The 21701-nt window shown below is 64.3% G+C and carries 21 protein-coding genes and 1 tRNA gene; 9 read left to right on the top strand and 13 right to left on the bottom strand.

Annotated elements, in window-relative coordinates:
• A partial coding sequence (locus NN5_RS26375) for a hypothetical protein (RefSeq protein WP_169801010.1) occupies window positions 1-548 on the top strand: 548 nt, incomplete at its 5' end.
• A 587-nt stretch (window positions 549-1135) separates the two neighbouring features.
• Here NN5_RS26375 and NN5_RS17425 read toward each other — a convergent pair.
• From NN5_RS17425 to cpdR, 3 genes are all read right to left on the bottom strand, one after another.
• On the bottom strand, window positions 1136-2365 hold the full coding sequence (locus tag NN5_RS17425; protein WP_067736200.1) for an NADP-dependent isocitrate dehydrogenase: 1230 nt from the start codon (window positions 2363-2365) through the stop codon (window positions 1136-1138).
• A gap of 358 nt (window positions 2366-2723) precedes the next feature.
• Window positions 2724-2798 (bottom strand) — tRNA-Val (locus NN5_RS17420).
• Window positions 2799-2910: 112 nt separating this feature from the next.
• Window positions 2911-3285 carry a cell cycle two-component system response regulator CpdR gene (cpdR, locus tag NN5_RS17415; protein WP_067736198.1) on the bottom strand — a complete coding sequence of 125 codons (375 nt, stop codon included), beginning with the start codon at window positions 3283-3285 and terminating at the stop codon, window positions 2911-2913.
• Between the two features lie 147 nt (window positions 3286-3432).
• On the opposite strand from cpdR, the gene NN5_RS17410 reads away from it, so the two are divergent.
• Entirely contained in the window at window positions 3433-4383 is a 951-nt protein-coding gene (locus NN5_RS17410) for an N-formylglutamate amidohydrolase (protein WP_067736196.1), read from the top strand.
• A gap of 307 nt (window positions 4384-4690) precedes the next feature.
• Here NN5_RS17410 and NN5_RS17405 read toward each other — a convergent pair whose 3' ends face one another.
• Window positions 4691-5461, bottom strand: coding sequence for a SapC family protein (locus NN5_RS17405; RefSeq protein ID WP_067736194.1), 771 nt, complete (start codon window positions 5459-5461; stop codon window positions 4691-4693).
• 126 nt (window positions 5462-5587) lie between these two features.
• Entirely contained in the window at window positions 5588-7009 is a 1422-nt protein-coding gene (locus NN5_RS17400; RefSeq protein ID WP_067736192.1) for an FAD-binding oxidoreductase, read from the bottom strand.
• Between the two features lie 135 nt (window positions 7010-7144).
• Between NN5_RS17400 and NN5_RS17395 the strand changes: the two genes are divergently transcribed.
• Together NN5_RS17395 and NN5_RS17390 are read left to right on the top strand one after the other, a co-directional pair.
• Window positions 7145-7750, top strand: a complete 606-nt coding sequence (locus NN5_RS17395) for a hypothetical protein (RefSeq protein ID WP_067736190.1) — start codon at window positions 7145-7147, stop codon at window positions 7748-7750.
• Between the two features lie 170 nt (window positions 7751-7920).
• Entirely contained in the window at window positions 7921-9282 is a 1362-nt protein-coding gene (locus NN5_RS17390) for a DEAD/DEAH box helicase (RefSeq protein ID WP_067736188.1), read from the top strand.
• Between the two features lie 215 nt (window positions 9283-9497).
• On the opposite strand, the gene NN5_RS17385 is transcribed toward NN5_RS17390, so the two are convergent.
• The gene (locus NN5_RS17385) at window positions 9498-11786 is read right to left on the bottom strand and encodes an ATP-dependent helicase (protein ID WP_067736186.1); all 2289 of its coding nucleotides are present in this window, start codon (window positions 11784-11786) and stop codon (window positions 9498-9500) included.
• Between the two features lie 175 nt (window positions 11787-11961).
• On the opposite strand from NN5_RS17385, the gene NN5_RS17380 reads away from it, so the two are divergent.
• Window positions 11962-12225 carry a hypothetical protein gene (locus NN5_RS17380; protein ID WP_067736183.1) on the top strand — a complete coding sequence of 88 codons (264 nt, stop codon included), beginning with the start codon at window positions 11962-11964 and terminating at the stop codon, window positions 12223-12225.
• Between the two features lie 67 nt (window positions 12226-12292).
• Here the strand turns inward: NN5_RS17380 and rsmD are convergent, their stop codons facing one another.
• Window positions 12293-12850, bottom strand: a complete 558-nt coding sequence (gene rsmD, locus NN5_RS17375; RefSeq protein WP_067736181.1) for a 16S rRNA (guanine(966)-N(2))-methyltransferase RsmD — start codon at window positions 12848-12850, stop codon at window positions 12293-12295.
• 11 nt (window positions 12851-12861) lie between these two features.
• Window positions 12862-13767, bottom strand: coding sequence for a pseudouridine synthase (locus NN5_RS17370; RefSeq protein WP_067736179.1), 906 nt, complete (start codon window positions 13765-13767; stop codon window positions 12862-12864).
• Window positions 13768-13862: 95 nt separating this feature from the next.
• On the opposite strand from NN5_RS17370, the gene NN5_RS17365 reads away from it, so the two are divergent.
• The gene (locus NN5_RS17365; protein WP_067736176.1) at window positions 13863-15200 is read left to right on the top strand and encodes an AmpG family muropeptide MFS transporter; all 1338 of its coding nucleotides are present in this window, start codon (window positions 13863-13865) and stop codon (window positions 15198-15200) included.
• 140 nt (window positions 15201-15340) lie between these two features.
• Here NN5_RS17365 and NN5_RS17360 read toward each other — a convergent pair whose 3' ends face one another.
• Genes NN5_RS17360 through trpB form a run of 4 tightly spaced genes read right to left on the bottom strand, consistent with a single transcriptional unit; the run spans window position 15341 to window position 18959 of the window.
• Window positions 15341-16687: a bifunctional folylpolyglutamate synthase/dihydrofolate synthase gene (locus NN5_RS17360; protein WP_067736173.1), complete on the bottom strand. Its 1347-nt coding sequence runs from the start codon at window positions 16685-16687 to the stop codon at window positions 15341-15343.
• Between the two features lie 7 nt (window positions 16688-16694).
• A complete protein-coding gene (gene trpA, locus NN5_RS17355) occupies window positions 16695-17474 on the bottom strand; it encodes a tryptophan synthase subunit alpha (protein ID WP_067736170.1) in 780 nt (259 codons plus the stop codon).
• Complete coding sequence (locus NN5_RS17350) at window positions 17467-17721, bottom strand: DUF6980 family protein (RefSeq protein ID WP_373280345.1); 255 nt, start codon at window positions 17719-17721, stop codon at window positions 17467-17469. Before NN5_RS17350 ends, trpA begins: the two co-directional genes overlap by 8 nt.
• Window positions 17718-18959 carry a tryptophan synthase subunit beta gene (gene trpB / locus NN5_RS17345; protein ID WP_067736164.1) on the bottom strand — a complete coding sequence of 414 codons (1242 nt, stop codon included), beginning with the start codon at window positions 18957-18959 and terminating at the stop codon, window positions 17718-17720. The genes NN5_RS17350 and trpB overlap by 4 nt, the downstream gene beginning before the upstream one ends.
• Window positions 18960-19327: 368 nt before the next feature.
• On the opposite strand from trpB, the gene NN5_RS17340 reads away from it, so the two are divergent.
• Window positions 19328-19795, top strand: coding sequence for a hypothetical protein (locus tag NN5_RS17340; protein ID WP_067736161.1), 468 nt, complete (start codon window positions 19328-19330; stop codon window positions 19793-19795).
• Between the two features lie 250 nt (window positions 19796-20045).
• On the top strand, window positions 20046-20513 hold the full coding sequence (locus tag NN5_RS17335; RefSeq protein ID WP_067736159.1) for a hypothetical protein: 468 nt from the start codon (window positions 20046-20048) through the stop codon (window positions 20511-20513).
• A 58-nt stretch (window positions 20514-20571) separates the two neighbouring features.
• On the opposite strand, the gene NN5_RS17330 is transcribed toward NN5_RS17335, so the two are convergent.
• Window positions 20572-21213 carry a phosphoribosylanthranilate isomerase gene (locus NN5_RS17330; protein WP_067736156.1) on the bottom strand — a complete coding sequence of 214 codons (642 nt, stop codon included), beginning with the start codon at window positions 21211-21213 and terminating at the stop codon, window positions 20572-20574.
• 51 nt (window positions 21214-21264) lie between these two features.
• Here NN5_RS17330 and NN5_RS17325 point away from each other — a divergent pair, with 51 nt between their 5' ends.
• Complete coding sequence (locus NN5_RS17325) at window positions 21265-21699, top strand: DUF4019 domain-containing protein (protein ID WP_067736154.1); 435 nt, start codon at window positions 21265-21267, stop codon at window positions 21697-21699.
• Window positions 21700-21701 lie beyond the last annotated feature (2 nt).

The following is a 21701-nucleotide window of genomic DNA, read 5'->3' as shown; positions in this document are numbered from 1 at the left end:
CCGAAGTGGTGGCCAACCTTTATGCGCGATGCGCAAAGCTCGTAGTTGATGAGCGGAGGCAATGGTTACGTAGCGATATTCATTGCTTCGAGGCAGTGATATTTGGCAGGTCGCAACCCTCCTCGCCATCGCAAGCTTTCGTATTCGATGTCTCGATCGATGCCGATGCCCAAGCACAATGTGAAGTGAAAGAGGTGCCGTTCGATAATGTGCGGTTTTTTACGCTCGGCGACGATTGCGCGCGGGTATCGGGGCGCATCATGGAAGCGGTGGAGGGATCGGCACCATTAAAGCCGTGGGATGTGCTACAAGCCGTGATTGAAGATGACGAGGTTGTGACGGTCGGTGGTCATCAGCAAATCGCAGTGTCCACGCCGAGCGGCGTAGAGCTGCGGCCGATTTTCAACCGGCACGATGGCAACCAAGGCAGCGTGAACATTCTAGGATTTGAGCTAGACGAGATCGGGCTCATAGGGAGTTACGTGCCAGCCGGCACGCATGCTGCAATTGGAAATACCGTCAACCCCGTGCCGGGGCCTCATGAATGAGCGACAGCTTTTGAGAAGGCTGCATCCCTGTCAGAATGTCTGGGATGCCGGCGTGTCCGGAAAGTCCGCTTCTCTGCGGAAAATTCCAACAACTGCCATTCCGCAATCGGCCCGTTCCCGCAAACGCCTGACGCTCACCCAATGCAGCCGATTATGGGGAGCGCGAGGGCGATGGCCCTCGTATTCTCCTTCCATTCTTCCATTTTCCTACACGGTCCGTGCCTGTCATACTGCGCGCGGTCTGCCGGTCGTGGCTCTTTGAATCGTCGATATTCCTTCCGGACGGGATTTCACCGTGGCGGCGCGGGCAGGTTGCTTGCTGCGCAAGGTGACACTTTTTGGGACTGCGGCAGCGCAAGGTGACACCTGTTTCCTCACAAGGTGACACTTTCGCGCCGCAAAGTGACACATCCGGCCCCTAAGGTGACACATCCGGCCCAAGGTGGCAGGTTTTTCCTCTGGACCGTGTCAAGCGTGTCAACCTGATGTGTCACCTTGCGCGGCAGGCCCCGCCGCCCGGCCACGAAAAAGCCCCCTCCCGTTGCCGGAAGGGGGCCTTCGAAAGCCTTGGCAGGCAGGGTGGCTGATCAGCCGAGACCCTGGGCCGCCATTTCCTTTTCGAGGTTCTCGACGATCGCCTCGAAGAACTGCTCGGTGGTCATCCAGCTCTGGTCCGGGCCGATCAGCAGCGCGAGGTCCTTGGTCATCTTGCCTTCCTCGACGGTCTCGATGCAGACGCGCTCAAGGGTTTCGGCGAACTTCACGACTTCCGGGGTCTCGTCGAACTTGCCGCGATAGGCGAGGCCACGCGTCCAGGCGAAGATCGAGGCGATCGGGTTGGTCGAGGTCGCCTTGCCCTGCTGGTGCTGGCGGTAGTGGCGGGTGACGGTGCCGTGGGCGGCTTCGGCCTCGACGGTCTTACCGTCGGGCGAGAGCAGGACTGAGGTCATCAGGCCCAGCGAGCCGAAGCCCTGCGCAACGGTGTCCGACTGGACGTCGCCGTCGTAGTTCTTGCAGGCCCAGACGAACTTGCCCGACCACTTGAGCGCGCTGGCGACCATGTCGTCGATCAGGCGGTGTTCGTAGTGGATGCCGGCGGCCTTGAACTTCTCGGCGAAGCCTTCGCTGTCGTAGACTTCCTGGAACAGATCCTTGAAGCGGCCGTCATAGGCCTTGAGGATCGTGTTCTTGGTGGAGAGGAACAGCGGCCACTTGAGGTTGAGCGCGTAGTTCATCGAGGCGCGGGCGAAGTCGCGGATCGATTCGTCGAGGTTGTACATCGCCATGGCGACGCCCGCGCCCGGGAAGTCGAACACGTCGAGGTCGATCTTCTCGCCGTTCTCGCCGTCGAACACCAGGCGCAGCTTGCCGGCGCCGGGGATCAGGGTGTCGGTGGCCTTGTACTGGTCGCCGAAAGCGTGACGGCCGACGACGATCGGGTCGGTCCAGCCCGGAACCAGGCGGGGGACGTTGCTGATCACGATCGGCTCGCGGAAGACGACGCCGCCCAGGATGTTGCGGATCGTGCCGTTGGGCGACTTCCACATCTTCTTGAGGCTGAATTCCTCGACGCGGGCTTCGTCCGGCGTGATGGTGGCGCACTTGACGGCGACGCCATACTGCTTGGTGGCGTTGGCGGCGTCGATCGTGATCTGGTCTTCGGTCTCGTCGCGCTTGGTGACCGAGAGGTCGTAGTACTTGAGGTCGATGTCGAGGTAGGGGAGAATCAGACGCTCACGGATCCACTGCCAGATGATCCGCGTCATTTCATCGCCGTCCATCTCGACGATGGGGTTTACAACCTTGATCTTTGCCATTCGCGATAGCTCCCCTGGGGATGAGAATTTGGGGGTCTCTTAGGCACGCGGGATGCTGCTGGCAAGGCAGGTAATCGGCATTAAAGGCGGTGTTTTGCGACACCAGCCTGACATAAATTGCAAGCGGGGAGGGGCGGGCAGGCAAAGTGCTGCTTGCCGCCGCGCCCGGCGGCGGTGGCTTCCGAAAGCGGGCTTGCGTGATTCGGGGCTCTGGCCGGTCGAGCATAGGGGGACGCGCCAGCTCCGGCATCACACCGGTCCTCATGCGGCAAGGCGGGCGGGCCTTGTGCGGGAATCTGGATGGAAGGCGTGCCGGAAAGCAGAAAACCCGCCGTTTTCACGGCGGGTTTTCAAGGAATGGTGGGCGTAGCAAGGATTGAACTTGCGACCCCTACGATGTCAACATAGTGCTCTACCACTGAGCTATACGCCCATTCCGTTCGAGCCCCAAAGCGGCCATCCTGTGAAGGCTGTCCCGCTCGGAGGACTGGCCCTTTAGCGTCGCCCTTTTGACGATGCAAGCGCTTTGGGCAGGAAATTTTGCATCAGAGCTGGGCGTGCGCGCTGAGGCCGAAAACGCGCTGCACTTCCATCACGATATCGCGCAGGTGGAAGGGCTTGGACAGGACCTTGGCGTGGGGCGCCTCGCGGCTGGCGCGCAGCGTGACGGCGGCGAAGCCGGTAATGAACATGACCTTGGTCATCGGCGAGACCTCGGCGCAGCGCTGGGCCAGTTCGATGCCGTCCATCTCGGGCATGACGATGTCCGACAGCAGCAGGTCGAATTCCTCGGTTTCGAGATAGGGCAGGGCCTCCGAGCCGCGGTCGACGGCGACCACGTCGTAGCCGGCATTCTCAAGCGCCCGCGCCAGGTAGGTGCGCATGGCTTGGTCGTCTTCGGCGAGGAGGATGCGGATCATGGTCTGAATTCCAGATTGTTCATTGCGACTGGGGCTGTGCTGTTGCCCCTGCATAGCGCTTTGCCGGTTAACATTCTTGCCCGAATTCCAGACTGACCGGGAACGGGACGCTTTGACTCGGCAAGATGAAAGCGCCAGCTTCCAGGCATGGCTGACAGTCCGGTCGAGAACGATTCGCAAGGCGGGCGGGGATGGATCCCGGGGGCTCCAGGAATTCCCGCCTTTGTCCTGCGTGGCAGCGAGCCTTCGGCGATACCGGTGCTGATCGCAGTGCCGCACGGTGGCCGGGCTTATCCGAGCGCGCTTTTGCGCGATATGCGCCATTCCGAATCGGTCGCGCTACGGCTGGAGGACCGCTATGTCGACAGGCTCGCGCAAGGCATCGCGCGCGAGACCGGCGCCAGCCTCCTGATGGCGAATGCCCCGCGCGCGATGATCGACCTCAACCGGGCGCCGGACGATGTCGACTGGGACATGTTTGCCCAGGCCGATCGTCCTAAGGGGGGCGGAACTTCTCCCAGCCGCCGCGTTCGCAGTGGTCTCGGCCTCATCCCCCGGCGCTTGACCGGGGTGGGCGAGCTGTGGCGCCGGCGGATGGAAAGTGCGGAACTGGCCCGCAGGATTGAGGGAATTCACGCGCCCTACCACGCGACATTGGAGGGGGCGCTGACGAATCTGCGGGACAGGTGGGGCGCCGCGCTGCTGATCGATCTGCATTCGATGCCGCCGCTTCCCGTCCGGGCGGGCGCGGCGCCGACCGAAGTGGTGATCGGCGATCGCTTCGGGGCAAGCTGCCATGGCCGGTTGATCGCGGCGGCCTTTTCCCAGATGGCGGCCTTGCGCCGCGAGGCCGCGCATAACCGGCCTTACGCCGGCGGCTATGTGCTGGAACGTCATGCCGACCCGCGCGGCGGCATCCATGCGCTTCAGATCGAGATCGACCGCAGTTGCTATCTCGATTCCGGGCTTGTCGAGCCGGGGGTGGGCATGGCGGCCGTGATCGAGGATCTCAGCGCTCTGGTGCGCAGGCTTGCCGATGTCGTGTCGGAACTGGGGCAGGAGCAGGGCGGGAAGGGTTGGCCACTGGCGGCGGAGTGATCCGCGCGAACAGGCATGGCAACGGGCTTGGCTTCGAGAGCCTGATAAAAAACCACCCCGCGCAATGCGCGAGGTGGCCAAGGTTCAGGGAGGAGGTGCACGATGTGCACCAAACCCAACCGGGCCATGAGGGTAGCGCCGATCAGGTCATGCCAGCATACGCATGCCTGAGGCGACATTCAAGTGATTTATCGATGCAAAATGAGTGCTATTTGTCCAGCACTGCTTTTTGGGGTTTGTCAGATTGGGCGGAAGTGTGACAATTCTGCAATAACTTCCGCCCTGGTATCTGAAACGTCCTTATAAATCAGACGGTCATGGCCGGCTGCGGCATCTTGCCCTGCGCCATTTGGCGGCCGAAAATGTCGCGGACCAGTTCCAGCGAGAACAAGTGCGCGTAGATCAGCGGCAGCAGGCCGTTCTGATTCCACTGGCGCAGCACGTCCCCGCGCACTTCGCGCAGCTTGGTCTCGTCGATCATCTGGAAGCCGCGATAGTTGAACGGCTTGCCGTCGCCGGTGTCGATGTTGAGCTCACCGTCCATCAGCAGGTTGTGCTTCTTGAGCTCGTTCATGAAATTGCCGGTCTTGGTGCCGGCGATCTCGAAGTTCTCGCAGAACTTGAGCATGTTCTTCGTGGCTTCGGTCGGCTCGGCGCCATCGAACAGGGGCTGGCCGTCCTCGAACTCGCCGATCAGGTCGCTGGTCGGATCGACGCAGAGCGAAAGCTCTTCGCTGTCGGGGCGCAGCTTGGCGAGCATGTAGGGGTAGCGGCGGGCATAAGCCGGAATATAGACCGGCGTGTTCAGCGTGCCGTCTTCTTCCACGAAGACATTGACGCCTTCGTTCATGCCCATCAGCGCCAGCGGAATCGGGTTTTCGCCGGTCGTGAAGATGATCGGGAAATTGCGCTGCGCCTGCGGGAACTCCTCGACCGTCAGCGGGATCGAGTTGACGCCGACGAGCCAGGTGGCCTTGTCGGTGGCCCGGGTCTTCCAGTTCGCATGCTGCTGCGAATTGAGCGGGGTGAGATCCTTGTAGAACAGGGGCAGGGCAGGATTTTGCGGCGCGGTGGCCATCGCGTTATCTCCGGAAACAATGAGACATATAATATCGTGGCGTCGCTTTAGAGGCTGGGTCTGGCACACGCAAGCACAGGCCTGAGCCAGCCGGGGATTGCGCGAGCCAGGGTCAAGCGTGCGCGGTCAGATCAGCTTTCCGGGGTTGAGCAGGCCCTGCGGATCGAGCGCTTGCTTGACCGCGCGCAGCATCGACAGGGCCACCGGATCGCCGAGCCGGGCAAGTTCGTCGCGCTTGAGCTGGCCGATGCCGTGTTCCGCCGAAATCGAGCCGCCCCATTCTGTGACGAGATCGTGCACGTACCGGCTGATCGCCTTGCCTTCGCTCTTCTGCCAGGCCAGCCCGTCTGCAACGTCGGGCGCGATGACGTGGTAGTGCACATTGCCGTCGCCCAGATGGCCGAAGGCGACGGCTTCGGTACCGGGCCATGCCGCTTCGATCATCGGCGCGGTGGTCTCGACGAAGGCGGGCATCTTTTCCACCGGGACGGAGATGTCGTGCTGGACGGCCGGACCGCGCGCGCGTTCGGCTGGAGCGACCGATTCGCGCAGCAGCCAGAAGGCTTCCGCCTGGGCTTCGCTGACGGACATCGCCGCGTCTTCGAGAAGGTCCTTGCCAAAGGCGTCGGCCATCATCGCTTCGCAGCGGTCGCGCAAGGTGGCCGCGGAGGCGCGGTCGGCGACGACTTCGATCAGGGCGTGCCAGGCATGGGCGCCTGTCAGCGGAGCACGGGCGGAAGGCAAGTGATCGAGCACGGCATCGAGGCAGGCCTGCGGCATGACCTCGAAGCCTTCGAGCGCATCGCCCATGCTGTCCTCGCAATGGAGCAGGAGTGTGCGGGCCGCGCCGATCGAGGGCAGGCCGGCCCAGATCACCACGCGCTCGGCCACGGCCGGCAGCAGCTTGAGCGTGGCGGCAGTGACAATGCCCATCGTGCCTTCGGACCCGATCAGGAGCTGCTTGAGGTCGAAGCCCCGGTTGTCCTTCTTGAGCGGCGTCAGCATCGAGAAGACCTGCCCGTCGGCCAGGACCGCTTCCAGCCCCAGCACCAGCGCGCGCATCGATCCATGGCGCAGAACCTGGCACCCGCCGGCATTGGTCGAGATCAGGCCGCCGACCGTGGCCGATCCCTTGCCGCCCAGCGTGAGCGGAAAGCGCAGCCCTTTGTCTTCGGCGGCTTCGTGCAGCGTTTGCAGCACCACGCCGGCTTCGCAAGTGACGCGGCGAGCCTCGACATCGATCTCCCGGATCGCATTCATCCGCCGCAGGGACAGCAGCAGGGCGCGGCCCGATTCGTCCGGCGTGGCACCTCCGGACATGCCGCTGTTGCCGCCCTGGGGGACGATCGGCACGTCATGCGCGGCGCAAAGCCGGACGATCCGGGCAAGCTCCTCGGTGCTGGCGGGAGAGGCCATGGCGCAGGCCCGGCCGGTGAACCGCCCGCGCCAGTCGGTGAGCCAGGGTTCGACGAGGTCGGCCTCGCGTGTGAGGCCGCGCGGTCCGAGGACCTCGGCGGCGTCTTCCAGAAAATCTACAGGCATGGTCATGGCGGTGCTATGGCACAGCCGGACGCGCATTTCATCCTGTCACGACGCAAATTCGCGCCGAGTTAAGCGACGGTTCAAGGTCTTGCGCTATGGCGGCAGGAACGGCATGGCCGTGTTCCGGGGACCCGCTCAAGCATGAATCTCGTTACCGTTCTGCTCTATCCGATTGCCTTGTTGCTTCCGGCAACCGGTGCAGTCGAGAGCGGCGTGGGCGCGGCGGATGATGCATCGCGGCCCGTGCAGCAGGTTGAGGCCCCTGCGCTGAGCTATGTCTCGCCGGAAGGCGCGCCGGACTTTGCACCGCAGTGGCCCGTCGCTGTCCGGATGCTGCAGGATGTCGAGCCGCAGCCTGCACGGCAGGTACGCATCGAGCAGCGCATGGAAATCCGCATTAGCCCCCGGGGCGCACCGCCGATGCCGCCGGACATGTTCGTCGGCATGCCCGATGATGATTTCGATGTGCATTTCAGCGAGCGCAAGATCGGCAACTGCCTCTCGATTGCCGGGATTGCCGGCGTCAAACCCGGCAAGGGAAGCCGCCTGCTGCTCTACATGCGCGACCGGCGTCTGGTGGCGGCCGATCTGGAGCGTTCGTGCAGGGCACGGGATTTCTATTCCGGGTTCTATCTTGCGCGCTCATCTGACGGCCAGCTCTGCGTCGACCGTGACACGCTGCTGTCACGCAGCGGAATGAACTGCAAATTGACGCGTATCCGTCAGCTGGTTCCGGACGGGCATTGAGCAGTGCGGCCGCGCAAATGCGGCGGTCAAGCCGGAATTTCTTGACTTTGATGCCCCTTGGCGCATAGGGCGCCCGCAATCGTGCCCTTGGGTCGCGGACAGGATGTCAATTCCCGTTCCTAACCTGTAAGGTGCGTCCACTCTCGATCTTTCCGGAAAACACACAGCCTATGAGCTTTGCCGATCTCGGCCTGTCTGACGAATTGCTGCAAGCGGTGGAAGCCGCGGGCTATACCGAACCGACTCCGATCCAGGCGCAGGCCATTCCGCCGGTCCTGATGATGAAGGATCTGATCGGGATTGCGCAGACCGGCACCGGCAAGACCGCCAGCTTCGTGCTGCCGATGATCGACATCCTCGCGCACGGCCGCCGCCGCGCGCTGATGCCGCGCTCGCTGATTCTGGAACCGACCCGCGAACTGGCCGCTCAGGTGGCCGAGAATTTCGAGAAGTACGGCAAGAACCACGATCTCAAGATGGCGCTGCTGATCGGCGGCGTGCAGATGGGCGATCAGGTCAAGGCGCTGTCCGAAGGTGTGGACGTGCTGATCGCCACGCCCGGCCGCCTGATGGACTTGTTCGAGCGCGGCAAGATCCTGCTCACCGGCTGCGAATTGCTGGTGATCGACGAGGCGGACCGGATGCTCGACATGGGGTTCATCCCCGACATCGAGACGATCTGCTCGAAGCTGCCGGTCAACCGCCAGACCCTGCTGTTCTCGGCGACGATGCCGCCGGTCATCAAGAAGCTGGCCGACCGGTTCCTCTCGAATCCCAAATATATCGAGGTCGCCCGTCCCGCCACGACCAACATCAATATCGTCCAGCACAAGGTCGCGGTGAACGCGCGCAAGAAGCGCGAAGTCCTGCGTCAGTTGCTGCGGACCGACAATGTTTCCACCGCGATTGTTTTTTGCAACCGCAAGACCACCGTGCGCGAACTCGCCAAGAGCCTGAAGCGTCACGGGTTTGCGGCTGGCGAGATCCATGGCGACATGGACCAGCCCGCGCGTCTGGCTGAGCTGGAGCGCTTCAAGGCGGGTGAAGTCAATATCCTGTGCGCTTCCGACGTTGCTGCGCGCGGTCTTGACGTCAAGGGCGTGAGCCACGTCTTCAATTTCGATACGCCCTGGCACCCGGACGACTATGTCCACCGCATCGGCCGCACTGGCCGCGGCGGGGCGACCGGACGGGCTTTCACCTTCGTGGCGCCCGAAGATGCCGAGGCGATCGAGAACGTCGAGAAGCTGACCGGCGGCAAGATCCCCGTGTTCGAGCTTGTCCTCGAAGAAGCCGAAGCGCCGCGCGAGGAGAAGCCCAAGCGCGAACCGCGCGAGAAGAAGCGCGAAGAGCGTGCTCCGCGCCGTGCGCCTCGTTCCGAGGAGCCGCGCGAAGAGCGTGCCCCGCGCCGCGAAGCCCGGTCCGAGGAGCCTCGCAAGGAGCGCCGCCCGCGCCGCGCCGAGCCGGAGCCCGAGGACGATGGCTGGAACGGCCCGGTGCCGGAATTCCTGAGCGTTTCCGCGCTGGCCTGAGCGGTAACAGGGAGGCGCATGTTTGCGTGCTTCCGCAGGTTGGGTGAGCGCTAAGTCCACTTATCTGTCGCCCCCGCGCAGGCTGGGGCCCTGCTGCTCTTTTCCTGACGTCGCATCGCAAGAAGCGGGATCCCCGCCTGCGCGGGGATGACGGGAAATTGGGATGCGAATGGAATACCGGGCTACCTCGCAGTGAGCGCGGCCCGTTGCGGGCGTCAGTCTGCCGTTTTGACGAAGCTGTCAATCACGCGCTTGCGGCCGGACTGCTCGAAATCGATTTCCAGCTTGTTCCCTTCCTGCGCAGCGACGGTGCCGTAGCCGAACTTCTCATGAAACACGCGCGCGCCGATGGCGATGTCGGTGCGCGGCTTGGCGGCGAAGCTGGCGGCGCTGCGCGTGCTTTCGGCGATCTTGCGCGGTTTGGGATCGTATTCCTGCCGTGCGGCCCGCTGCCAGCCGGGGCCGCGTGAGGCGGTGCGGGCGGGCTGGGCGCGGGCGACATCGGCGAAGGGATCGGAATGTTCCGACCACTGCGCGCGCCACAGCGAGGCCCCGCCCGAGAGCGTAGTTTCACTCTCGACATGATCGGAAGGCAATTCGGCTACGAAGCGCGACGGGATCGAGCTGGTCCACTGACCGTAGATGCGCCGGTTGGCGGCATGGAGGATCGTGCACTTGCGCCGGGCACGGGTGATCGCGACGTAAGCGAGGCGGCGCTCTTCTTCCAGGCTGGCCAGCCCGCCTTCGTCGAGCGAGCGCTGCGAGGGGAATACGCCTTCCTCCCAGCCCGGCAGGAAGACGTGATCGAACTCCAGCCCCTTGGCGCCGTGCATGGTCATGATCGTGACCTTCTCCTCATCGGTGGAGGCGTCGTTGTCCATCACGAGGCTGACGTGTTCGAGGAAGTCGCCGAGGCTGTCGTATTCCTCCATGGCGCGGGCCAGTTCGACAAGGTTTTCCAGACGGCCAGCGGCTTCCGGCGTTTTTTCCGCCTGCAGGGCATCGGTATAGCCGCTTTCGTCCATGACGGTGCGCAGGAGGTCGGCCGGGTTCTCGGTCTTTTCCAGATCGCGCCAGCGGGAGAAGTCACGCATCAGCGCAAGGAACGTATTGCGCGCGCGCGCGGGCAGTTCGTCGGTATCAGCAATCTCGATCGCGGCGGCGGCAAGCGGGATGCCCCGCCTGCGCGCGACCTGATGCAGTTTCTCCAGCGCCTTGGCGCCAAGGCCGCGCTTGGGCGCGTTGTAGATGCGCTCGAACGCGAGATCGTCGGCGGGCTGGGCAATAACGCGCAGATAGGCGAGCGCATCGCGGATTTCGGCGCGTTCGTAGAAACGGAAACCGCCGATAATCCGATACTTGAGGCCAATACTTATGAACCGGTCTTCGAATTCGCGGGTCTGGTACTGCGCGCGCACGAGGATGGCGATCTGGTCGAGCCGGGCGCCTTCGCGCTCCAGCCGCTCGATCTCGTCGCCCACGCGGCGGGCTTCCTCGGGGCCGTCCCAGACGCCGATCACGCGCACCTTGTCGCCGGGGTGGCGCTCGGTCCACAGCGTCTTGCCGAGGCGCTGGCTGTTCTCGTTGATGAGGCCTGAGGCGGCGGCAAGGATCTGCGGGGTGGAGCGATAGTTCTGCTCTAGGCGGATCACTTTTGCGCCCGGAAAATCCTTTTCAAAGCGCAGGATATTGGCAACTTCTGCACCGCGCCATGAATAGATGGACTGGTCGTCGTCGCCCACCACGCAGATGTTCTTCCGCTCCTGCGCGATCAGCCGCAGCCACAGGTACTGGACCTGGTTGGTGTCCTGATATTCGTCCACCATCACGTATTTGAAGCGCTGCTGGTACTGTTCCAGCACATCGCGATTGGTGCGCAGGATGTTCAGCATGTGCAGCAGCAGATCGCCGAAATCGCAGGCGTTGAGGGCTTTGAGCCGGTCCTGATAGATCTGGTAGAAATGGCGGCCCTTGCCATTGGCATAGGCTTCGTTCTCGCCCGCATCGAGGTCTTGCGGATTGAGGCCGCGGTTCTTCCAGCGGTCGATGCAGCCAGCGAGCTGGCGGGCGGGGAAGCGCTTCTCGTCGATCCCCTCGGCCACGATCAGCTGCTTGAGCAGGCGCAGCTGATCGTCGGTATCGATGATCGTGTAATTGGATTGCAGGCCCACCAGTTCGGCATGGCGGCGCAGCATCTTGGCGGCAATCGCGTGGAACGTGCCGAGCCAGGGCATGCCTTCCACCGCCGGTCCGATCAGCTGCCCGACACGCTCGCGCATCTCGCGCGCGGCCTTGTTGGTGAAAGTGACGCAGAGGATCTCGCTCGGCCAGGCGAGGCGGTTGCGGATCAGGTTCGCCAGACGGCGGGTGAGCGCGGCGGTCTTGCCCGTGCCTGCGCCCGCCAGCATCAGCACCGGTCCTTCGGTGGTCAGCACGGCTTCGCGCTGGGGCTCGTTGAGGCCGTCGATCAGCGGGTCTTGAGAGGGAGCTTGCAGGTCGTTCACCGGCGAACAACTAGGGAACGAAACCGTCCGGCGCAAGGCGGGCGATGTCTGCTTTCCTCGCCTTTTCGTCCGGCGGGAGTGTCGCAATTTGTATTATCGGCCGCTTCGCCGGAACCCGCTGGGCTTTGCGGCATTGAACGGAGCGACAGGGGAAAGCTGATCGGGAGACAGACCGATGATGATCAAACCGCTTTCTATCGCTGCCGTGGCCATCGCGCTGGGCGTGGCCAGTGTCGCTTCGGCCGAGCCGTCGCAGATCGTGTCCAGAGATGCGCAGGGACGCGCCGCCGAAGTGCGCGTCGATGGCCAGGACTATCCCGTGTGTCATGCGCAGATACAGGACGAGTGCATCAATCCGCGCGCGGCAGGCCTCAAATGGGGCAACCGGGCGATCGCCTATTGGCCGGGCAAGCCCGCGAGTGAGATGAAGGCTTCGTAAGCGGCCGTTTCCGGCAGAACATCGAAAGGGCGCCGGACTGGCCGGCGCCTTTTTCGGATGGGCTATCTCAGCCGGAACGGCGCAGGATGTGCAGCCGCGCCTTGCCGACATCGCGCATGGTTTCGGTTTCGAAACCCCGAATCGCGACGCTTTCGGTCTTTGCCGTTTCCAGGCTGATCCAGGTCGTCTCACCGATCCAGCCGAGCCGGGCCAGCTTGTCGATCGCCACGGCGCCTGCGCCGGTCTCATAAGGCGGATCGAGCAGGACGAGATCCAGCGGCTCCTTTGCCGGCCCCAGCGACAGGACGGAACACGCGCGCACGTCACTGCGCGATTGCGCCTGAAGCGCGGCGATATTGCGTCGGATCGCGCGGATCGCGGCGGCATCCTGATCGACGAACAGGCAATGCGCAGCCCCGCGCGAAAGCGCTTCCAGCCCGAGCGCACCCGATCCGGCAAAGAGATCGGCGACTTTTAACCCGTCGAACGAGCCAAGCCGGCTGTTCAGCATCGAAAACAGCGTTTCCCGGGTGCGATCGGCCGTGGGGCGGGTGGCATCGCCTTCGGGCGTGGCGAGCTTGCGGCCGCGCCATTCGCCTGCGACGATCCTGAGGCCGCCCTTCATGGCCCCGCCTTTCATGCCTTATCGCCCGGCAGGGTCTTGCGGAACTTTTCGAGCGTTTTCGAATCGATTTCGATCGCCGCGCCTTTGGGCAGGTCCAGCAACTGGAACGGGCCATAGGCGATGCGGATCAGCCGGCTGACTTCGAGCCCCAAATGTTCGAGCACGCGGCGGACTTCGCGGTTCTTGCCTTCGGTCAGGGTCATTTCGATCCAGCGGTTGCGGCCGCTGCTGCGCTCCATGTTGGCGTCGATCTTGCCGTAGCGGATGCCGTCGATCTCGATCCCCTCGATCAAGCCTTCAAGCTGGGCCTGGGTGACGGCTCCGAAGGCGCGGGCGCGGTAGGTGCGCGGCACGCCGGTCGCGGGCAGTTCGAGCTGGCGCTTGAATTCGCCGTCGTTGGTGAGCAGCAACAGGCCCTCGGTGTTGAAGTCGAGGCGGCCGACCGGCATCACCCGCCCGGTTCCCGGCGGCAGCGCGTTGCGCAGCGCGGTGTAGATCGTCGGCCGCCCGGCGGGATCGCGCTCGGCAGTGATGAGCCCGGCGGGCTTGTGAAACACGAACAGGCGCGTGGCCTCGGCTTCCTTCACCGGGACTCCATCAACCGTAACGCCCCTGAGGCTGGTCAGCACGGTGGAGGGCGTATCGATCACGTCCTCGCCCAGCTTGACGCGGCCCTCGGCAATCATCCGCTCGGCCTCGCGGCGGCTGGCGATCCCGGCGCGGGCTAGCAGCTTGGCGATCCGTTCGCCTTCGCGGGCGGGGAGAGTGGGGTCCTTGGGTGTGGGAGCGGCTTTGGCCGGATTGCGGCCGAATGGCTTGGCACCGCGCGGACCGCGAGAGGGGGCGCCGCTACGGAAACCATTGCGAGAATCGCCGCCGCGCTTCGGGCCGCCGGTTTTTTGAGGTGGTCTGGACATTCGCCGCGCCATACCTGTTGATCGCGCGTTCATCCAGTCTTCCCATAGTCACGCTGCCCGCTAAGTTGACGCTGCAATTTTCTGGAGAGCAAGGCGTGGACGCCCAAACTGCACCCGAGCGTCGTAGCGTCTGGGCTTCGATCAAGCCTTATGTCGAAAAGGAATCGCTGGTGGCGTTCCTGCTCGGCCTGTCCTCGGGCTTTCCTTATGCCATGATCGGCGCGACGCTGACCACGCGTCTGGCGCAGGACGGGATCGACAAGAAGACGGTCACCGCCTTCACGCTGGCCTTCCTTGTCTACAACCTCAAGATGTTCTGGGCCTGGATCATCGATGGCGTGCACTTGCCGGTGCTCCACCGGCTGGGGCAGCGCGTGTCGTGGATGCTGGTGTGCGGCGCTTTCGTGATCGCGGCTGTCGTCAATCTCGCGCTGGTCGATCCGGCTGCGGATATCGGCGCCACGGCCGTTGCCGCGATACTGGTGGGCGCCGCCGGCGCCAGCTTCGACATCGTGATCGATGCCTACCGCATCGAGACCTTGAAGCCGTACCAGCTCGGCGTCGGGTCAGGGATGAGCCAGTACGGCTGGCGCATCGGTTCGGCGGGTGCTGGCGCGCTGGCGCTGGTGGTGGCGGCCCGGTTCGGCTGGTCGGCCGCCTATATCGTTTGCGCGTCCTTCGCGCTGCCCGCGATGCTGACTGCGCTCTTCATGGGCGAGCCCGAACGGCGCAAGGTGGTGGTCGAAAAGCGCGGACTGGCGGAAGTCTGGACGTCGATCGCCGGGCCTTTCGCCGAGTTCTTCCGGCGCAACGGTGCCATTCTGGTGCTGGCCTTCATCCTTGTGCACAAGATCGGCGACACGCTGGCGAACCTGACGTTCCGCCTGCTGTTCGATGACCTTGGCTTCACCAACGACGAAATCGCGCTTTATGACGTCGGCCTCGGGTTCTGGGCCTACCTGATCGGCGTGTTCATCGGCGGCGTTGCCTATGCGCGCATGGGGCTCAAGCACTCGGTCATGCTCTCGCTGATCCTGATGGGCGTTTCGAACCTCAGCTTCGCCGCGCTGGCTGCCGCCGGACACAGCAATTGGGGCATGGCCGGAGCCATCGCTTTTGAGAACATCGCCAGCGGCTATGGCGGTGTCGTCGTTATCGCCTATTTCTCCGCCCTGTGCGATTTGCGCTTTACTGCCGCCCAGTATGCTCTGATTTCCGCAGGCGCGAGCATCGTCGGCCGCTTCCTGACCGGCACTACGGCAGGCGCGCTGATCGAGGCGATGGGCTATGTGAACTTCTATCTGCTGACTACAGCGGCCGCGCTGCCCGGGATCCTGCTGTTCTGGTGGATGAGTCACACCGGACTGGTCGATCAGGCGATGGGCAGTGCGGGAGAAGAGGAGCCGCAGCCCGAACCGGATGTGTTCGGCTAGGGTCTGTGGGGATTCAGGCCATGCGGGCCTGCGAACGGCAGCTTTCTGCGCTTCCGGTGCTCACGTACAGAAAGTACGCTGCGCGCCGGTTCTCGAAAGCCACCATTCTCGGCTCCGCCTGACCTGAATCCCCACAGACCCTAGTTCGGAATCTCGCCGTTTTCGCGCAGGACCACGCCGGCCAGATAGAGCGAACCTGCAATCAGCACGATATCTCCGCTGGCCGGATCGATGGTCAGTGCCTGAAGGGCTTCCACGACATCGCCGGCAGTGGCAGGGCGAGGGATCGACGGGATTTCGGCGAAGGCCGAAGGTTCGTGGCAGGCATGGCCCGGCACCGGCACGACGGTCACGCTGGCGAGCCGCTGGCGCAGCGGTTCGAGCAGGGCGGCTGGATCCTTGTTGGCCAACATGCCGATGACGAGATGGATTCGCGCACCGGTCCGGTCGAAGTGGCGGGCGAGAGCCTGTCCGGCATCCGGATTGTGCCCGCCGTCGAGCCAGCACGCGGTGCCGGGCGGGAGCAGGGCGGTGAGAGGGCCTTCGCCCAGGCGCTGCAGGCGCGCGGGCCAGCGGGCGCGGTGCATGGCCTGCGCCAGCGCCGTATCGGGCACGGCAACCGCGCTCTGATGCCGCAGCATGGCGATCGCGAGGCCTGCATTGGTGATCTGATGGGCACCGGGCATGGCGGGCGCAGGCAGAGTGAGCGTGCCCTTGCCGTCGCGGTAGATGAAGCCTTCGGGGGTGGGTTCGACCGACCAGTCGCGCGTCCGCATGACATGCCGCGCGCCTGTCAGGCTTGCGCGCTCGGCAATCGTCCGGTTCATGGCGGGCGTGTAGTCGAGCGTCACCATCGGGGCGCCGCGTTTGACGATACCGGACTTTTCGAAGGCGATGCGGGCCAGCGGATCGGCCGGAACGCCGTCTTCGGCGGCCAGCAGGAACGCTTCGTGATCGATGCCGAGCGAGGCAATGCCGCAGACCGTGGGAGTCTCGATCACATTGGTCGCATCGAAGCGGCCGCCGAGGCCGACTTCGATTACGCAGGCATCGGCCGGCACGCGCGAGAAGGCGAGGAAAGCGGCGGCGGTGGCGATTTCGAAGAAGCTGGCACCGATCCCGGCGGCTTCGGCCGCGTCGAGAACTTCGGCCAGCAGGGCCGCCAGCATGGCATCCTCGATCAGCTTTCCGGCGACGCGAATGCGCTCGTTGAAGCGCACCAGATGCGGGCTGGTGAAGACGTGGACCGTCTTGCCCGCTGCCTCCAGCGCGGCGCGCAGGAAGGCGCAGGTCGAGCCCTTGCCATTGGTCCCGGCGACATGGAAGACGGGCGGCAGGCGGCGCTGCGGGTTGTCCAGCCGATCCAGCAGCAGGCGGATCGTGTCGAGCCCGATGCGCCCCTGCGGCACGGACAGCGTTCCCAGCCGGTCGAGCTGGGCCTGGACGCGCGGATCGTCGGACACCGCGAAGTCGGAAGGCCGGGCCACGGGGCGCTCAGCGCGCCGAATGCACCGCGCCGGCGAGGGCAGAGGTCAATTCCTTGAGCGGCCCGGCGGCCTTGTCGCCATGCTGCCTGACCAGATCGACCAGCGCCGAGCCGACCACGACGCCATCCGCCACTTTGGCGATCTTGCTGGCCTGCTCGGGCGTGCGCACGCCGAAGCCGACGGCGACGGGGATGTCCGATGCGGCCTTGAGCCGGGCAACGGCTTCTTCGATCGAGGCCTGCGCGGCCTGCTGCATACCGGTGATGCCCGCGACCGAGACGTAATAGAGGAAGCCCGAGGAGCCTTCGAGCACGGCGGGCAGCCGCGCGTCGTCCGTCGTCGGCGTGGCGAGGCGGATCAGCGATACGCCGGCTTCGCGCAGGGCCGGGCCCAGCGCCGCGTCTTCCTCGGGTGGAATGTCCACGCAGATCACGCCGTCCACGCCCGCTTTCGCGCATTCGGCGGCGAACCATTCGGGGCCGCGGATCGTCATCGGGTTGGCATAGCCCATCAGCACCAGCGGCACGTGCGGGTGCCGGGTGCGGAATTCGGCGGCCATGCGGAAGATATCGGCCGTGCGCGTGCCCTTGTCGAGGCTGCGGATATTGGCTTCCTGGATCGCCGGGCCATCGGCCATGGGATCGGTGAAAGGCATTCCCAGCTCGATCACATCGGCGCCGCCTTCGACGAGCGCGTCGAGATTGGCTGCGGTGTCACCGTCCCCCCCGGTGATGAAGCAGACGAGGGCGGGGCCTTTGGCAAAGGCAGTTTCGAAGCGGTTACTCATGAGTCGGCAGTTCCTCGAAATCGTCGTCGTCATCATCATCGTATGCGAGCGGCTCTGGCAATTTCGCCCCGCACCACGGGCAGAAATTGATTCGAACCATCGACGATCCGCCATCGTGGATCATGATTCCGTAACACCCGTTGGAATCCTGATCGATCAGGCAGTCGCCGCAATCGTGCCGGTCCGGATGGGTTTCGCAGGTATACTCTGCGAAGTGTTCCATATCCTCGCAGCAGTGTTTGCTCAAAGCTCGACGCCCAGCGCCTCGGCGACAGTGAAGATGTCCTTGTCCCCCCGTCCCGAGACATTGACGACAAGGATCTTGTCCTCGTCCATCTCGGCGGTGAGCTGGGGCAGGGCGGCGAGGGCATGGGCGCTTTCCAGCGCCGGGATGATCCCCTCCAGCAGGCAGCACAACTGGAAGGCTTCCAGCGCCTGATCGTCGGTGATCGGCACATAGCGGACGCGGCCGCTTTCGTGCAGCCAGGAATGCTCGGGGCCAAGGCCGGGATAGTCGAGGCCTGCGCTGATCGAGTGTGCCTCGGTGATCTGGCCGTCCTCGTCCTGCAGCAGGTAGGTCTTGTTGCCGTGGAGGATGCCGGGCTTGCCGCCGGTCAGCGAAGCGGCGTGCTTGCCGCTTTCGATGCCGAGGCCTGCCGCCTCGATCCCGGTCATCGCGACTTCGGGATCGTCGAGGAAGGGGTGGAACAGGCCGATGGCATTGGAACCGCCGCCCACGGCCGCCACCAGCATGTCGGGCAGGCGGCCTTCCTTCTCCATGATCTGTTCGCGGACTTCCTTGCCGATGATCGACTGGAAGTCGCGCACCAGCTCGGGGTAGGGGTGCGGGCCTGCGGCGGTGCCGATGATGTAGAACGTGTCGTGGACGTGCGCGACCCAGTGGCGCAGCGCGTCGTTCATCGCGTCCTTGAGCGTCATCGCGCCGCTTTTCACCGGCACGACTTCGGCGCCCAGCAGCTTCATGCGGAACACGTTGGGCTTCTGCCGCTCGACGTCGGTTGCGCCCATGAAGATCTTGCATTCGAGGCCGAAGCGCGCGGCGACCGTGGCAGTGGCGACGCCGTGCTGGCCCGCGCCGGTCTCGGCGATGATCTTGGTCTTGCCCATGCGCATGGCGAGCAGGATCTGGCCGATGCAGTTGTTGATCTTGTGCGCGCCGGTGTGATTGAGCTCTTCGCGCTTGAAATAGACCTTCGGCCCTTTACCCTCAGGCGCAAGGGCGCGGAAGTGCTCCGTCATGCGCGGGGCGTAGTAGAGCGGGCTCGGGCGGCCGACGAAATCCTTCATCAAGGCGTCGAACTCTGCCCAGAATTCCGGGTCGTCCTGAGCCTTGCGGTATTCCTTCTCGAGATCGAGAATCAGCGGCATCAGCGTTTCCGCGACATAGCGTCCGCCGAACTGGCCGAAGTGGCCGGTATCGTCGGGCAGCGATCGCAAGCTGTTCACAGGCGGTTGGACAGTCATGGAAGCGCGATTGGCAGAGGGTCCCGCGCTTGTCCAGAGCGGCTTTGTGCAGGCTTTGCCGCCCGGCTTGACGCGGTGGGTGCAAGGCCTGCTCCGGCCGTCTCATCCACGGCGCGAATTGCCTCATGGACGGCTTGACGGTGGGGCTGGCCGGACCTCCTTTCCGAAGGCTGAACGATAGCTGTGAAATGCGCTGAAGTGACGGAATTTATCGTTGAAAATCAAATGTGTTTCGGGTGTCGCAAACTGTCATGAAACTGCGAATATTTGCCCTGAAATGGCCCCGATTGGTTCACTTGGCGGCAAGCGCGGAAAGGTTAGCCGATGGGCATCCCGGAGAGCCGGGAGGACTATCTGGAGTATCGAATATGCGTATTGCCATCGTCTCGCTCGCCGCAGCCGCCACGGCTGCGCTGGCCACTCCGGCGCTTGCTGATGAGGCGCGCGTGGAGACTCGCGGCGGCGTCATCTGGAATCACGGCGATACCGAAGCGATCGCCGGTGTGGCCGGCGGTTATGACTTCGATCTGGGCGACAAGGCCTTTGCCGGTGTCGATGTCTCCGCCGACAAGGTGCTGGCGTCAGACAACCGCGTTTCCTGGGGTTTCGGCGGCCGTCTCGGCCTGAAGACGGGCACGGGCGGCAAGCTCTATGCCCTGTCCGACTATCAGACCAAGTTCTGTGCAACTTGCAATGAATCGGTCGCGGTCGGCGCGGGTTATCAGCAGGACCTGGGCCAGAAGCTCTATGGGAAGCTCGAATACCGCCACTATCTGATCGGCGACCATACGCCGGATACCGATGCGGTGCTGGCCGGTGTCGGCATGAAGTTCTGATCCGGTATCCCACGACCGGAAAAGGGAGGCGGTCCGTTTCGTGCGGGCCGCCTTTTCCATGGGATCCCGCGGGGTGATTTCAATTGCGTTTTTTGCATTCTAACACACGGAAAATACATGGGAATGTCTCTAGATGGCGGTTTTGTGACACTTTGCGTGATTGCAGAAAATTCCGTTCATCTGGCTGCAAGGAAGTGAGGCGCAGCGGGCGGCTCCCCGGTGAGGGCCGGGACATATTGGAGTTATGAATATGCGTATTGCACTTGTTTCGCTCGCCGCAGTCGCTGCTGCGGCCGCTGCAACCCCGGCGATGGCCAACGAAATCCGCGTCGAAGCGCGCGGCGGCGTGATCTGGGACGGCAGCAACAGCGATGCAGTTGCGGGCGTCGCAGCCGGTTACGACTACGATCTCGGCGACAAGTTCTTCGTGGGTGTTCAGGGTTCGGCCGACAAGGTGCTGGCCAGCGATACCCGCGTCACCTGGGGTGCAGGCGGCCGCGTCGGCGCCAAGGTCCTGCCCGACACCAAGCTCTATGCGGTGGCCAGCTGGCAGTCCAAGCCCTGCCGTTACTGCAACAGCGCCGTCGGCGTTGGCGGTGGCGTGCAGCAGGGCATCGGCTCGCGCTACTTCGTGAAGGCCGAATACCAGCACCTGCTGGTCGGCGACAACACCCCCGACGCCGACCTCGGCCTTGTTGGCGTGGGCGTGAAGTTCTGATCCGGTAACACCGAGTCCGGAAAAGGAGGGCGGCCTGCTTCGCGCGGGCCGCCCTTTTTCATGCCGTGCGGGCGGCCGCGCAGAAGGCGGCGATCTTGCCCGTGTCCTTCACGCCCGGCGCGCTTTCCACACCCGATGAGGTATCGACCAGCGGCGCGCCAGTGAGCGCTATGGCATGGCCCACGTTTTCGGCGGTAAGGCCCCCGGCAAGCCCCCATTTGAGCGGGCCGTTCCAGTGCGCGACAAGGCTCCAGTCGAAGCTGAGCCCCATGCCTCCGGGCAGGGCGCCGGTGGGCGTCTTGGCATCGAACAGCATGAGATCGGCCGCGCCCGCATAGACATGGGCGCGCGCGACATCGCCGATGCTGGCAATGGGCATGGCTTTCCACACCGGAAGTCCGAAGCGCGACCGCAATTGGGCGGCGCGTTCGGGACTTTCCTTGCCGTGCAATTGCAGCACGTCGAGCCCGGCGGCATCTACCGCTTCGGCAATCGTGCCCTCATCGGCATCGACGAACAGACCCACGCGCTGGATGCGGCCCTGCGCCCGTGCGCCGAGTTCGGCCGCCTGCGCGGGTGAGACATTGCGCGGGCTCTTGGCGAAGAACACGAAGCCGGCATAGGCGGCCCGGGCCCGGATCGCGGCTTCCAGCGCATCGGGTGTGCTGATGCCGCATATTTTGATCGCCGGTGTTGGCATCGGTGCGTTCTCGCCTAGATTGCGGTCCGCACGTTCGAAAGAGGGACCGGGATGAACCGTCTGGCGCGCTATCTAATGCCATTTGCCGCCGCCGCAATGGCCGCTGCAATGCTGGCCGGGTGCGGCATGAAGCAGTCCTTTCAGGATGCCTCGGCCGAAGTCGGCCAGTTCCATGCGGCGCTGGATGCGGGGAACTGGCAGGAGCTCTGGTCCAGGGGCGATCCCCAATTGCACAAGGCGACCACGCGCGACCGGTTCGGCAAGTTGCTCGATGCGGTCCATCGCAAGCTGGGCAAGGTCAAGGACAGCAAGCAGGTGGGCTGGAACGCCGAGGCCGCGACTGGCGGCACGTTCCTGACCCTGACCATGCAGACCACGTTCGAGAAAGGCACCGGCACCGAGCAGTTCGTCTACCGCAAGGGCGAGGGCGGGACGCTCACGCTGGTGGGCTATACCATCCAGTCGCAGGACATGATGTTGAACTGACG

Origin of the sequence: Novosphingobium naphthalenivorans NBRC 102051 (assembly GCF_001590985.1) — a bacterium.
GTDB lineage: Bacteria > Pseudomonadota > Alphaproteobacteria > Sphingomonadales > Sphingomonadaceae > Novosphingobium > Novosphingobium naphthalenivorans.
Note: the sequence above shows the minus strand (reverse complement) of the source record. Positions and strands in the feature narration are given on the sequence as shown.

Bases quoted from the DNA above. Each gene is read 5' to 3' on its own strand.
- NN5_RS17425 (WP_067736200.1), bottom strand. From the start codon at position 2,365: ATGGCAAAGATCAAGGTTGTAAACCCCATCGTCGAGATGGACGGCGAT.
- cpdR (WP_067736198.1), bottom strand. From the start codon at position 3,285: ATGATCCGCATCCTCCTCGCCGAAGACGACCAAGCCATGCGCACCTAC.
- NN5_RS17410 (WP_067736196.1), top strand. From the start codon at position 3,433: ATGGCTGACAGTCCGGTCGAGAACGATTCGCAAGGCGGGCGGGGATGG.
- NN5_RS17405 (WP_067736194.1), bottom strand. From the start codon at position 5,461: ATGGCCACCGCGCCGCAAAATCCTGCCCTGCCCCTGTTCTACAAGGAT.
- NN5_RS17400 (WP_067736192.1), bottom strand. From the start codon at position 7,009: ATGACCATGCCTGTAGATTTTCTGGAAGACGCCGCCGAGGTCCTCGGA.
- NN5_RS17395 (WP_067736190.1), top strand. From the start codon at position 7,145: ATGAATCTCGTTACCGTTCTGCTCTATCCGATTGCCTTGTTGCTTCCG.
- NN5_RS17390 (WP_067736188.1), top strand. From the start codon at position 7,921: ATGAGCTTTGCCGATCTCGGCCTGTCTGACGAATTGCTGCAAGCGGTG.
- NN5_RS17380 (WP_067736183.1), top strand. From the start codon at position 11,962: ATGATGATCAAACCGCTTTCTATCGCTGCCGTGGCCATCGCGCTGGGC.
- rsmD (WP_067736181.1), bottom strand. From the start codon at position 12,850: ATGAAGGGCGGCCTCAGGATCGTCGCAGGCGAATGGCGCGGCCGCAAG.
- NN5_RS17370 (WP_067736179.1), bottom strand. From the start codon at position 13,767: ATGTCCAGACCACCTCAAAAAACCGGCGGCCCGAAGCGCGGCGGCGAT.
- trpA (WP_067736170.1), bottom strand. From the start codon at position 17,474: ATGAGTAACCGCTTCGAAACTGCCTTTGCCAAAGGCCCCGCCCTCGTC.
- trpB (WP_067736164.1), bottom strand. From the start codon at position 18,959: ATGACTGTCCAACCGCCTGTGAACAGCTTGCGATCGCTGCCCGACGAT.
- NN5_RS17340 (WP_067736161.1), top strand. From the start codon at position 19,328: ATGCGTATTGCCATCGTCTCGCTCGCCGCAGCCGCCACGGCTGCGCTG.
- NN5_RS17335 (WP_067736159.1), top strand. From the start codon at position 20,046: ATGCGTATTGCACTTGTTTCGCTCGCCGCAGTCGCTGCTGCGGCCGCT.
- NN5_RS17330 (WP_067736156.1), bottom strand. From the start codon at position 21,213: ATGCCAACACCGGCGATCAAAATATGCGGCATCAGCACACCCGATGCG.
- NN5_RS17325 (WP_067736154.1), top strand. From the start codon at position 21,265: ATGAACCGTCTGGCGCGCTATCTAATGCCATTTGCCGCCGCCGCAATG.